The following is a 12,026-nucleotide window of genomic DNA, read 5'->3' as shown; positions in this document are numbered from 1 at the left end:
GCAGGAAGAAATCACTGGAGCCAAATCTCCATTCGCTCACAGATCACAAATCTTCAATCTTAAGAACCAAAGAATAAATACCAAAAATCAAAATTCAAAAGCCAATAGCGACTAAGACATTTCTGTTCTTTTTGGTGCCTGGTTCTCGGAGCTTTTTTGGTTCCTGGTGCTTGTTATTTGAGATTTAACTGAAGAATTTATCCAGATCGCGCAGGGAAATCGGCTTTTCCCAGATCTTGGTAACCGGCAGGTCGTCTTTTATCCGCGGCGGGTTAAAGGCACTTAACAGGTGCAGCTTTATATTCGGATGGTCTTTAATGATCAGCTCCGCCTTCTCCCACCCTAACCCGTCGGGCAGGTTGTTATCAAGGAATAGGATGTCTGGCAAAAACTGGTCAACCTGGCTAAGTCCATCAGATAATGTATAGGCAGTGTGTACGTCACAGTTTTTACGGCTAAGGTAGGCCTTGATCAAAAGGCACAGATCCTTCTCGTCATCAATAATTAAAACCTTAAGTCGCTCTTTTGTCATGTTTTAGAGCTGAATTTTTTACCCTGGGGAAATTGTTTCCCATTGATGAAAAATATAAAAAAAACAGGAATCTTTTCTCAGTGGTATAATTTTTTCCTCAAATTCCTGAAAACGTAAATGTATGACATCTAACACAAAAATCATTCTAGGCATGCTGGCAGCAGCTGCTGCAGGTGCGGCAATTGGTGTTTTAATGGCTCCTGAGAAAGGTAGTGAGTTAAGACGAAAAATAAAGACCGGTTTCGACGAAGTAATGGAAGATGTAGCTGAATTACTGGCAATTGGCAAGGAAGAAATGAAGAACATGTATGCAGGAGCGCAGGAAGTGCAACGGGAAATGCAGGAGGAAATGGAAAGATAACCAGGCCGTTACAATGAAATCTAAAGCCGGATCAAAAAGTAAACATGGACGATTTTAACACAAAAGCAGCCAACTTTGGTGATCATCTACCGCATTTTGCACAAACGCATTAGGAGCCGGCCCGTATAAACGTAGTAATGTTGTTAGCGGGTGTAGGTCTCTCCCACTATTTGGGTATTTTGTTAAACAATGCAGCAGCCGCTATTTTAGCAGCGGCTGTTTACCTATCATCAAGACAGTTATATGCTGCCCGGAAAAATTGTCCTTCCCTTTCACCAGGAATATTATCGTTCGAAAAATTTATGGCAACAGAGATCAACAGCTACAAAGAATTACTTCGGGAAAGAGCCCGCTTGAATGCGCTGCTGGCTGAGCAGGAACTTCTGATCAAAGAAGACTGGCGGCTAATTAAAGAAGACCTTAAACCTGCTGCCCTTGTAGCTACTACTGCACGCAGGTTATTTACCCGAAGAGGTGGTATGACAGTGGCCCAGTTGGGCATTAACATTTTCGCTGATGGTATCGTTAAAAAAGTGCTATTGGGAAAATCAGGCTGGATCACCCGGTGGCTGATACCATTCTTTATAAAAAATTACGCATCGCACCTGGTAGGCAGAAAAGGCAATCTGTTCGTGAAAGTAAAACACCTGTTTGGCAAAAACGGGAAAGCAGCTCAGGAAGCGGGAATGGATGCTGTTTGAAACCAGAAGCTGCGAATGTTCTCCACTACTTTTAACAAGGCATCGAAACTGATCGGCTTTACTATATAGCTATTTGCACCCAGCTCGTAACAACGTTTAATCTCTATTTCGTTCTTGGTTGTGGTGAAAACGATCACCGGTATCTTCTTAAATACCGGATGTTGCTTTATTTCCTTTAATACCTCACGCCCGTCTTTCTTGGGCATATTAAGATCAAGCAAAATAAAACCCGGAAGTGCTTTCACTTCCATGTTGTTGCTTGTGTAAATATCATCCAGATAATTCAACACTTCAATACCATTCTCTACAAAATCGATCTTCTCGGGATAGCCTGTTTCTGAAAAAGCAGTTTGAAGCAGGTACCTGTCGTCGGCATCATCTTCCGCAATGAGTATTGGTTGCATGTTCATAATTACTCACTCCTTTTATCCTTTCAAATGTAAGAATTTGTTAAGAGACATCACCCTTAAAGTTTCCTTAAGACGATGTGTAAAAACTAAAAAAGTCCGGAAGAAGATTGAATGAATCGTCTCCCGGACTTACAAATTTCCGACTCGCAAACTTTCTGGTTTGTATTCATTATTAGTCTACACGACGGAAGCCTCCTGCGATCAATGAGATCAGGAACAGTATGATAAAAATGAAAAACAGAATTTTGGCGATGGAGGCAGCACCTGCAGCTATCCCTGTAAACCCAAACACTGCTGCTATTATAGCTACTACCAGAAATATCACTGTCCAACGTAGCATAGTAATAAATTTTAGGTGAATAAATACAGTTACTATCATTCTACCGGCCTGCCGGGTGCACTTCAGCGGTTACCTGCATACACCGGTATAACTTATAATTTGTAAAAATCATACCGCCGGCCCGGTTCAAATGCCCGTCATTACTGATCAATTGGTAGTACTCCCCCGTTCAGGTAAAAAAAATTACAGCGTGTAGACTATGTTCTACATTATCTTTTTGGCTCCGTAAAGCCCTTCGCCGGTACAATCTTTACAATAATTCAGGTAGCTGCTTCTTTAAAAAGTCGTTGTAAAATGAACAGTTAAAAGAGAGATTAGAGTCATTGAACAAAAAAAAATTTCAGGTTATGAAGAACAGCTATTTAATGCATATAGATGAGCAAACAATGCTGGGGATTCCGCTTGAGGATATAAGTTTCTTATCATCATTTAAAGCCAACCTCCTTGAAGATGTGCTGAGAGAGATCTATGTAATTGAAGTAACCCTCTCAAATCCTGACGCCTGTTCTGTTGCAGCGCTGATAAAGATAGGCGCACAAACAGGTGAATTCACCGGCTACAGCGTTGCCTTTCGATGGGAAACGGCCATAGCGAAAGCTTTTGAAAGTATCAGGTACCATGTTCACCTGATCGCTAACCCTCCGGTACAGGAAAATACAAATTAAATAAAGCGCCTTTGTCAACCTGTGATGAAGCAAGCACATAACCATTGTGATTGGTCATTACGCGTTCAACAATAGCCAACCCGATGCCCTTGCCTTCAAATTCAGCTTCTGTATGCAGGCGCTGAAAGATCAAAAATATTTTTTGGTTGAATTCATTGCTGAACCCTATACCATTATCCTGTACGCTTATACGTATGAAGACCTTTTTCAACAATTTCTTATCGATATGAACCAGTTCTTCGCCGGTAGTTTGCACACATTGAATGGTAACTACCGGTGGAATACCTGGTTTTGAGAACTTAAGTGCATTGTCGATAAGCGCCCTGAACATCATGAACAATTGTTTTTCAAACCCGGTTATGGTAGGCATCTGACCGATATGGATGGTAGCCCTTTTTATCTCTATGTCCTGCTTCAAATATTCAACTACCGATTGCAATAATTTGTCTGCGTTCACCACACTTAACGTTTCACCGCCCCTTACCAGGTTCGCAAAATTCATGAGGTCTTCCAGTAATCCCTGCATGCGGCGGGCAGAATAATCGATACGGGAGAGGATCATCTGACCTTCTTCATTCAGCTGATCGCGGTATTTCCAGTTCAACCGGTCGCTGAAGGTCCTGATGCGCCGCAAGGGCTCCTGCAGGTCGTGCGAGGTGGCAAAGGCGATCTGTTCCAGCTCGGTGTTATACGCTTTCACTTCGATTATCTTCTGCTCCAGCTCTTTCTGATAATGGAACCGCTGCCGGTATTCTTTCAGGATCACGGCGAAAGAAATAAATATGATAAATGCAGCAAATAAAAAGATGGCGGTGAAATAACGCGGCATAGCCGCCTCGTATTTATTTACGGCGAACCGTTTTACCAGGTTCATTTCCTCCTTTTGTATTTCCTTGAACACGTTTCGTAAACTATCCATGCCTGCCCTTGTTTCCAAAAGGCGGGCTCTCGATCTCAGGTATACGCTGTGTTGAAATTGATCGATCAGGTTATTCATCAGCAGGCCGGCTTTATTTACCAACTGCCGTTGCCGCATATTATCCGCGGTAAGGCGCTGCAACGAATCATAACCGGGTTTAATATCATTTCGGATACTCAGGTACGGTTGCAGGAAGGAACTGTCACTTGTCAGCAGGTAACCACGTTGTGCCGTTTCTGCTTCTTTGATATAATTCTCCAGTTCACTGGTTTGCAATACTACTTTATAGGCATGCTCAATACGCCGGTTCTGGTCGCCTGACTGCACGTAGCTATTATACAACAGGTATGACAAGGACAACGTAATTACAAGCGCTAACACAAATGCAGTTATTATAAAAAATAGTCGTCGTTTCATAGTGATTAGTTCTACAAATCGGGGATATTTTTCCACAATCGCTCGGCCGTACTAATAACATCTGCAACATAGTAAAAAAACGAGTCAAGGACAAAGTCCTAGCAATCAATTAAATAAAATTTTATTCTGTAATAATCCAAAGTGGAAAGCATCTTGAAGTTAATAAAGAAAAATGAACCCGTATGTTACAGCAGAACCTTGTGCAGAAACAGGAAACCAAAATATTGCCTCAGCAGATACAACTACTTAATTTATTCCATCTAAATACACTTGAATTAGAACACAGGATTGAACAGGAACTGGAAGATAACCCATTTCTTGAGAAGAAAGAAGAGGATGAGGAATCAACGGCTGACAAATTCACGAAGGAGCAGGTGCAGGATTTCCAGGACTGGGATGAATACGGTTATGACGACATTCCCGACTACAAGATGGAATACAGCAATTATCTGCCCGATGAAGAGAAGACCTTCAGTCCGCTGAAGGCTGCTTCCGATTTCCGGGAAGACCTCAAGAAACAATATCGCCTTTGCTGCAATGAAACAGAAGAAACGCTGCTGGCCGATTACCTCATTGATTCGCTGAGCGACAACGGCCTGCTGGAGCTGTCACTGGAAAAGGTAGCCGAAGAATATTCATTCGCCTTTAAAACCTGGAAGGAAGCCGAGGATTTTGAAGTGGTGCTGAAAAATATTCAAATGCTGGATCCTATTGGCATCGGTGCCCGCAGCATCTGTGAATGCCTGTTACTGCAGTTGAAGGCCATGAATGCTAAAAGACCGGATGTACAAAAAGCCATCTGCCTTTTGGAGAACCACTACCAGGACCTTCGCAACCGCAACATGGATAAAATAATGGAGTGCCTGCACCTGGAAGAAGATGAATTAAAGATCATCCTGGAGCTGATCAGTTCGTTAAAAATGAAGCCCGTGGCAGAAGTGCAGGAAGGCAGCACCCCCAATGCCCACATCATTCCCGATTTCCTGATCGTACAGGAAGGTGATTACCTGGAGGTTTCCCTGTACAACCAGCGTTCGTCCTCCCTTTTTATCAGCCGCGAATGGAAAGAAGTAGTGGCGGAAAGCCAGAAAAACAAGAAAGACACCGCAGCGGCACAATATTTAAAGAATAAATACCAGTCGGCTCAATGGTTCGTGAGCGCCATCAGGCAGCGGGAAAGCACCATGCTGCGCATCATGAAGGCCATCGTTAATATGCAGTACGATTATTTCCGGGAAGGAGATATAAAACTGCTTAAACCCATGATCCTGAAAAATATTGCCGACAAAACCGGCGTGGATATTTCTACCGTATCTCGTATTACCTGTAATAAATACGTAGATACTCCATTTGGAATGATCCTGTTGAAAGACCTGTTTACTGAAGGTATTATCAATGAAAAAGGGGAAGCCATCAGTAACCGGGTTATCCAGGTGGCTATTGAGGATGCAATTGAGAAAGAAGACAAGAAAAATCCCTATACCGATCAGCAACTGGTAGCTATTTTAGCTAAAAAAGGATTTTCCATTGCCAGAAGAACGGTTGCCAAATACCGGGAAATATTACAGATACCAGTGGCACAGATGCGTTCCATATGGGCATAGCAACGGCATTGTTAAAAAATACTGAATTTTACGCTTTAATCGATCCGGGTATTCCTGAAACAATCCATCATAAACTCACAGTAAAAAAGTAAATTTGAAGATGCCGAAAATACTAGTAATTGACGACGACAGGGACATTTGCCTGTTATTAAAACGCTTTTTAACAAAGCATAACTATGAAGTGGCTGAAGTGTATGCCGGGAAGAAGGCATTGGAACTCATGAATTCATTCACGCCCGACCTGGTAATGTGCGATTTCAGGCTCGATGATATGGATGGCACTACTTTACTGGTGAAAATAAAAGAACAATTACCCGACGTACCGGTCATCATCATGACCGGCTATAGTGATATCAAGGTAGCTGTAGAAGTAATGAAACTGGGGGCCTACGATTATATTGGCAAACCATTATTCCCCGACGAAATTCTGGTCACTATAAAAAAAGCATTGCAGAACCAGGGCAGTACCACCACTACCCAGGCAACTGCTGCCACGCCGGCAGCGGCCCCTGCAACTCCTGCTTATAACACACCAACCGTTACCGAAGAGCAGCATGTAATTGATGCCCGGGAAAAGAAACAACAGATCGTTATTTCCGGTGACTATATCTTTGGTGACAGCGACTCCTTTAAAAAGATCCTGAAACAGATCGACCTGGTAGCGCCTACCAGTTACAGCATTATCATCTACGGCGAAAGCGGCAGCGGAAAAGAAGCGATAGCGCAGGAAATTCATAAGCGCAGCCGCCGTAAAGCCATGCCGTTCATTGCCATTGACTGCGGCGCCATGTCGAAAGAGCTGGCCGGCAGTGAATTGTTCGGTCATGAAAAAGGTTCGTTCACTGGTGCCCTGAACCAGAAGATAGGCAGCCTGGAGATAGCGAACGGAGGCACTGTATTCCTCGATGAAATTGGTAATTTATCTTACGATATACAGGTATCGCTGTTACGCGTGGTACAGGAAAGAAAAATGCGCCGCGTTGGCGGAACAAAAGACATTGACCTGGACATCCGCATTATCGTGGCGAGCAACGAAAAACTTTGGGACATTGCCCGTAAAGGAAAGTTCCGCGAAGATCTTTACCATCGCTTTAACGAATTCAGCATAGTGGTACCACCCTTACGTGAACGTAAGGAAGATATTATGGTTTTCGCCCGCCATTTCTTACAGCAAACCAATAAAGAGCTGGAAAAAAATGTAAAAGGCTTTACCAAGGAAGTAGAAGATATTTTCAAAAATTATATCTGGTATGGCAACCTGCGCGAACTGAAGAACGTGATCAAACGGGCTACCCTGCTGGCAGAAGGTTCTTTCATTGAAGCACATACATTGCCATTTGAAATTTCAAATTTCACCCGTTTGCAATTTGACGAAGCGCCGGATACGCCGTATTTACAGGCAGAGCCCAAACAAACCATACCAACCCCGCCTATTCCTTCACCTATTACTGAAGCGGAAATACCACGGCCGCATCCGCATCATTCACACAGTGAACTTTCCCTGAAGAATGCAAGCATCGATGCCGAGTATGAAACCATCATTGAAGCACTGAAGAAATCAAACTTTAACAAAAGCAAGGCAGCGAAACTGTTGAATATCGATCGCAAGACCCTGTATAATAAAATGAAACAATACCAGGAATTTAATAACCAGTAACACGCGGCTCATTCACCCTGTGAAGGAAATATACGCATATAAGTCCAGGCTTTGATGGAACAACTAATAAACCAGGAGATTAACCCTCTGAAGCTTTTGTTTCAATCCAATAGCGATAATGATGGGCTTCCGGATAAAATAACCGATTTTATTCCGGCGATCGTTTATGTGTATGATGCTGATACCAGAAAGCTGAAATATATTAACAGCAAGGTTACCGACCTGCTGGGTTATACCTATAATGACCTGCATGCCTGGGACAATGACCTGCTTTCCATTGTGCATAAAGACGATCTGGAAAATGTTCAAAAGGAGCTTACCAGGTTTGATACTTTACAGGATGAAGAAAGCTATAGTTACAATTCCCGCCTGACGCATAAATCCGGCATTTCGAAACATTTCCGTACAATGGGTACAGTGCTTAACCGTGATACCAAAGGCCGCGCGGCTACTTTTTTATTTATTGCCCAGGACATTACCGGCGAGGTTGAATCAGGCAATCAGTTCAAGCGCATTGACGAACTGTTCAACGACACCCAGGAGCTGCTTAAATTCGGCGTATGGGAATGGTCGGTGCCTGATAATAAGATCTCATGGAGCAATGGCCTCTATAAAATACTGGGCTATGATCCCAAAACAGAAAAAGACAAACTGCATATAACGCCCGAATTTTACCTGCAGCATGTATTGGAAGCTGACCGCGACAAGGTCTTATATAACCGGAAAGATTTCCTGGTGCATCATGAATATGACCTGTATTATAAAATATTCGACCGCAACGGCCGTGCAAAGGATGTACGCGAAAAAGCCAAAGTATTCAGAAATGAGAAGGATGAACTGTTGCGGGTGATCGGCAGCACTATTGACATCACGGAGCAATCACAGTTATACCGCGACCTGGCAGCCTACAAGGCCATGAAGCAGGAGAATGAAGCGTTCCTTGACTATGGCACCTGGGAAATGGATGCGCGCACCGGCAACATTTTCTGGTCAGACGGCATGTACCGCCTCTTCGGCTATGATCCGGAAACAGATAAAAACAAGGTAGTAGTAAATGAAGCGCTGTATCAAAAGCACATGAATGAAGAACATTTTGAAAACAGCAGGTCATTTGTTGATAGTATTATCGCCCAAAAGGAACATCCTGAAAATTATGTGGCCGAATTAGAGATCAAGACCAATGACGGCAGTGTAAAAAGAATAGAGACCTCTGCAAAATTCTTTTACGACAATGAGGGCCGGTGGATAAAGACCATTGGCACTTCACGCAACATTACCCGCTTGCATCATTACCAGTCGAACCTTGAGGAAAAAATAAAAGACCTCGACCGCTCCAACAAGGAACTGGAAGAATTTGCCTATGTGGCTTCGCACGACATGAACGAACCGCTGCGCAAGATCACCACATTCATCGAGCGGCTCGAAAGCAAATACAAATCAGAGCTGGGTGCAGATGGAAAATTGTACCTGGCCCGCATTTCCGCGTCGGTAGAGAACATGCGGCACCTGATAGATACGCTGCTTGAGTTCAGCCGTACAGCCCGCACCAACCAGCCATTTGTACAGGTTGACCTGAACGCGATCCTGAAAGAAGTGCAAACCGACCTGGAACTTAAAATAGAAGAAACATCGACAACAATTCATATAGATGCTTTACCGGCCATTCAGGCGATCCCCTCGCAAATGAAGCAGTTGTTTGATAATTTATTGAACAACTCCATTAAATTCAGAAAAGCCGATACACATCCCGTTATAAATATCCGGTGCATGCGGTTAACGCGCCGGCAGAAAGAACAACACCACCTCGATACCGAGAATACCTGGTTCAAAATTGAATTTGCCGATAACGGCATCGGCTTTGAACCGGAATATAAAGAACGGATCTTCCAGATCTTCCAGCGCCTGCATGGAAAAACGGAATACCCCGGCTCAGGCATCGGACTGGCTATCTGCAAAAAAATAATCGATCAGCACAAGGGACTCATTTACGCAACCGGCGAGCCGGATAATGGCGCTACCTTTACTATAATATTGCCGGAACATCAATAATATTACCTGATGATAGTATCCAATTTACAGGCCCGCATTCTCATTGTAGATGATGATGAGGATGATTTTTTAATTACCAGTGATCTCATACGCAATATTCCGTCATCGGGTTTTTCAACCAACTGGTGCTATTCCTATAAGGATGCGCTTGAACAAATGAAAAGCCGGGCGTTTGATATTTATTTCATCGACTATCGCCTGGGCGCCAAGACCGGGCTCGATCTGTTGAAGGAAGGTATCGCCGCCGGCTGTGAAGAACCGGTGATCTTATTAACCGGTAAAGGCAACCACACGGTAGATATGGAAGCGATGCGGGTGGGCGCCATGGATTACCTGGTAAAAGGCGAATTGAACGAGGAAAAATTAGAACGCTCCATTCGCTATGCCCTCGACAGATCGGCCTCTGTTAAGGCCCTGAGGGCCAATGAGCGCAAGTACCGCAATATGTTCGAGCGCTCGAAAGATATGGTGTTCACCGCCGACCGCGAGGGCCGGTTCAAAGATGTGAACAGCGCTACCACCGACCTCGTAGGCTATACCCGCGAGGAGCTGATGCAGATAAACATTTATGACCTGTTCATTCAAAAGAAAGAAGAAGAACGGTTCAGGTACCTGTTCACCGAACGCCAGGAAGTGAATGACCTGGAAGCGGAGATCCGCACGAAACAGGGCGAACACCGCATCTGTATCATTTCAGCATCGCTGGAAACCGATAACAACAACCAGGATTATATGCAGGGTATTGTGCATGACATCACCAACCTTAAAAAGGCAGAAAAAGCTACCCTGCAAATAGAAAAACTGGCCGCCACCGGCCGGCTGGTACGCACCCTGGCCCACGAAGTGCGAAATCCTTTGAACAATATCAATCTGTCGGTAGAGCACCTGCGCGAAGAGGCAGGCGGCGATGAAAACGGTTCAACCTACCTGGAGATCATTCAGCGCAACAGCAACCGCATTGGAGCGCTGATCACGGAGCTGTTGAACTCATCGCGGCCGGCGGAAATGAAAATGGAACGCCATGTGCTGCAAAGCGTCATGGACGAAAGTATACTCGACGCCATTGACCGGCTGACGCTGCAACGAATAAAGCTCGAGATCAAATATCCCGACGTACCGGTGGTAGTAACTGTAGATAAGGAAAAGTTAAAGCTTGCCTTTTCCAACATCCTGATCAATGCTACGGAAGCCATACACCATAAACAGGGAAGAATATCTGTAGTGATCAATGACGATCCCGACCCAAGCATTATTATCAGTGACAATGGTTGCGGCATCAGTGAAGAAAACATTTCGCGGCTGTTTGAACCTTATTTTACTTCCAAACGCAACGGGATGGGACTGGGGCTTGCGAGCACGTTGAACATCATACAATCGAACAAGGGAACCATCGACGTAAAATCTACTTTGAATGTGGGTACATCGTTCATCATTACGTTCCCCAAGAACCAGGAAGTGGCCAATATACGAGACGAACAATAACAATAAGGTCCTCAAAGCTACATGTGCGTATGAAAAAAAGCTGCCTCCCTTTGGGAAGCAGCTTTTTCCTTGAATCCTCAAACCCGTATCGCTCAAAATCCTAATCCGATATATAGAGAGATAGCGCTGTTCTTCGAATCTCTTGTCAATTCTCCGGACAGGCTACCGGACTTCCCAATCTCTCTTAAGCCATAACTGTAACGGGCACCTATGGTAAAGTTAGAAATATCTATGCCAAGCCCGCCGGCAACACCATAATCGAACCGGTTAAAATTCTCGGCATCCAGATCAGTAATATCCTCTATCGTGCCGTCATCTTCCAGGTCTTTGATATTCGCAGCTGCGAGATAGGATATGTAAGGGCCAACATGTACATTGAAATTTTTGGCCAGGTTAATTACAGCCAGTACCGGCAATTCAATATAGTTCAGGTTGAACCTGTACTCTCCTTCTCCCTGAATGAAATTATCATAGGTTTCTTTCGCTCCCTTGCTTGTATACAATAGTTCTGGTTGAATGGAGAAACCTCTTGTAATAGGCAGTTTCGCAAAAAAGCCGGCATTGAATCCAACTTTCATGTTCTCATCCGACACATCCTGCACATACATGTTGGTGAGGTTTACGCCTCCCTTGATACCGAACTTAGGGGATAAGTCACTTTCATCTGGTGTCTGTTGCACTTGTGCCAAGGCACTGGTTCCTGTTAAAATCGCGGCCGATAATAAGGCAGCACACATAATCTTTTTCATAAGAAAAATTTTTCGATCCTTTTTTCAATTATTGGTTAAAATTCCTATGCCCCCGCCGTAAACACAGCACTGCAGCGGGTTTCAGCGTTTTCCCTGAGGAAATATATCCTCATAGAATGCCACAAAATGGTTAGTTCATT

General features: G+C 44.1%; 12 protein-coding genes. 7 read left to right on the top strand and 5 right to left on the bottom strand.

The genetic code is table 11. From position 1 onward, the window contains the following. Nucleotides 1-184: 184 nt before the first annotated feature. The gene (locus JUB15_RS08655) at nt 185-532 is read right to left on the bottom strand and encodes a response regulator (RefSeq protein WP_207512084.1); all 348 of its coding nucleotides are present in this window, start codon (nt 530-532) and stop codon (nt 185-187) included. Nucleotides 533-653: 121 nt separating this feature from the next. Between JUB15_RS08655 and JUB15_RS08650 the strand changes: the two genes are divergently transcribed. Together JUB15_RS08650 and JUB15_RS08645 are read left to right on the top strand one after the other, a co-directional pair. Next, on the top strand, nt 654-893 hold the full coding sequence (locus JUB15_RS08650; protein ID WP_207512083.1) for a YtxH domain-containing protein: 240 nt from the start codon (nt 654-656) through the stop codon (nt 891-893). Nucleotides 894-1,195: 302 nt separating this feature from the next. Then, on the top strand, nt 1,196-1,594 hold the full coding sequence (locus JUB15_RS08645; protein WP_207512082.1) for a hypothetical protein: 399 nt from the start codon (nt 1,196-1,198) through the stop codon (nt 1,592-1,594). On the opposite strand, the gene JUB15_RS08640 is transcribed toward JUB15_RS08645, so the two are convergent. Together JUB15_RS08640 and JUB15_RS08635 are read right to left on the bottom strand one after the other, a co-directional pair. Then, the gene (locus tag JUB15_RS08640) at nt 1,567-1,998 is read right to left on the bottom strand and encodes a response regulator (RefSeq protein WP_242696273.1); all 432 of its coding nucleotides are present in this window, start codon (nt 1,996-1,998) and stop codon (nt 1,567-1,569) included. The two genes, JUB15_RS08645 and JUB15_RS08640, sit on opposite strands and share 28 nt — an antisense overlap. Nucleotides 1,999-2,176: 178 nt before the next feature. After that, nucleotides 2,177-2,344, bottom strand: coding sequence for a DUF1328 family protein (locus tag JUB15_RS08635; RefSeq protein WP_205511699.1), 168 nt, complete (start codon nt 2,342-2,344; stop codon nt 2,177-2,179). A 347-nt stretch (nt 2,345-2,691) separates the two neighbouring features. On the opposite strand from JUB15_RS08635, the gene JUB15_RS08630 reads away from it, so the two are divergent. Next, on the top strand, nt 2,692-3,009 hold the full coding sequence (locus JUB15_RS08630) for a hypothetical protein (RefSeq protein ID WP_207512080.1): 318 nt from the start codon (nt 2,692-2,694) through the stop codon (nt 3,007-3,009). Here the strand turns inward: JUB15_RS08630 and JUB15_RS08625 are convergent. Further along, nucleotides 2,978-4,345 (bottom strand): sensor histidine kinase, encoded by a 1,368-nt coding sequence (locus tag JUB15_RS08625; RefSeq protein ID WP_207512079.1) that lies wholly within the window; start codon nt 4,343-4,345, stop codon nt 2,978-2,980. The two genes, JUB15_RS08630 and JUB15_RS08625, sit on opposite strands and share 32 nt — an antisense overlap. A gap of 182 nt (nt 4,346-4,527) precedes the next feature. Between JUB15_RS08625 and rpoN the strand changes: the two genes are divergently transcribed. The 4 genes from rpoN (at nt 4,528) to JUB15_RS08605 (ending at nt 11,137) form a co-directional block, all read left to right on the top strand. Continuing rightward, the gene (rpoN, locus tag JUB15_RS08620) at nt 4,528-5,949 is read left to right on the top strand and encodes an RNA polymerase factor sigma-54 (protein ID WP_207512078.1); all 1,422 of its coding nucleotides are present in this window, start codon (nt 4,528-4,530) and stop codon (nt 5,947-5,949) included. A gap of 100 nt (nt 5,950-6,049) precedes the next feature. Further along, entirely contained in the window at nt 6,050-7,606 is a 1,557-nt protein-coding gene (locus JUB15_RS08615) for a sigma-54-dependent transcriptional regulator (protein ID WP_207512077.1), read from the top strand. Nucleotides 7,607-7,702: 96 nt separating this feature from the next. Continuing rightward, complete coding sequence (locus tag JUB15_RS08610) at nt 7,703-9,655, top strand: PAS domain-containing sensor histidine kinase (RefSeq protein ID WP_207512076.1); 1,953 nt, start codon at nt 7,703-7,705, stop codon at nt 9,653-9,655. Nucleotides 9,656-9,664: 9 nt separating this feature from the next. Beyond that, nucleotides 9,665-11,137 carry a hybrid sensor histidine kinase/response regulator gene (locus JUB15_RS08605; protein WP_207512075.1) on the top strand — a complete coding sequence of 491 codons (1,473 nt, stop codon included), beginning with the start codon at nt 9,665-9,667 and terminating at the stop codon, nt 11,135-11,137. A gap of 92 nt (nt 11,138-11,229) precedes the next feature. Here JUB15_RS08605 and JUB15_RS08600 read toward each other — a convergent pair whose 3' ends face one another. Further along, nucleotides 11,230-11,886, bottom strand: a complete 657-nt coding sequence (locus JUB15_RS08600) for a porin family protein (protein ID WP_207512074.1) — start codon at nt 11,884-11,886, stop codon at nt 11,230-11,232. Nucleotides 11,887-12,026: the final 140 nt, after the last annotated feature.

This window comes from Longitalea luteola (genome assembly GCF_017356035.1).
GTDB classification, from domain to species: Bacteria; Bacteroidota; Bacteroidia; order Chitinophagales; family Chitinophagaceae; genus Niastella; species Niastella luteola.
Note: the sequence above shows the minus strand (reverse complement) of the source record. Positions and strands in the feature narration are given on the sequence as shown.

Coding starts and splice junctions, on each gene's coding strand:
- rpoN (WP_207512078.1), top strand. CDS start 4,528: ATGTTACAGCAGAACCTTGTGCAGAAACAGGAAACCAAAATATTGCCT.
- JUB15_RS08645 (WP_207512082.1), top strand. CDS start 1,196: ATGGCAACAGAGATCAACAGCTACAAAGAATTACTTCGGGAAAGAGCC.
- JUB15_RS08600 (WP_207512074.1), bottom strand. CDS start 11,886: ATGAAAAAGATTATGTGTGCTGCCTTATTATCGGCCGCGATTTTAACA.
- JUB15_RS08615 (WP_207512077.1), top strand. CDS start 6,050: ATGCCGAAAATACTAGTAATTGACGACGACAGGGACATTTGCCTGTTA.
- JUB15_RS08605 (WP_207512075.1), top strand. CDS start 9,665: ATGATAGTATCCAATTTACAGGCCCGCATTCTCATTGTAGATGATGAT.
- JUB15_RS08630 (WP_207512080.1), top strand. CDS start 2,692: ATGAAGAACAGCTATTTAATGCATATAGATGAGCAAACAATGCTGGGG.
- JUB15_RS08650 (WP_207512083.1), top strand. CDS start 654: ATGACATCTAACACAAAAATCATTCTAGGCATGCTGGCAGCAGCTGCT.
- JUB15_RS08625 (WP_207512079.1), bottom strand. CDS start 4,345: ATGAAACGACGACTATTTTTTATAATAACTGCATTTGTGTTAGCGCTT.
- JUB15_RS08655 (WP_207512084.1), bottom strand. CDS start 532: ATGACAAAAGAGCGACTTAAGGTTTTAATTATTGATGACGAGAAGGAT.
- JUB15_RS08640 (WP_242696273.1), bottom strand. CDS start 1,998: ATGCAACCAATACTCATTGCGGAAGATGATGCCGACGACAGGTACCTG.
- JUB15_RS08635 (WP_205511699.1), bottom strand. CDS start 2,344: ATGCTACGTTGGACAGTGATATTTCTGGTAGTAGCTATAATAGCAGCA.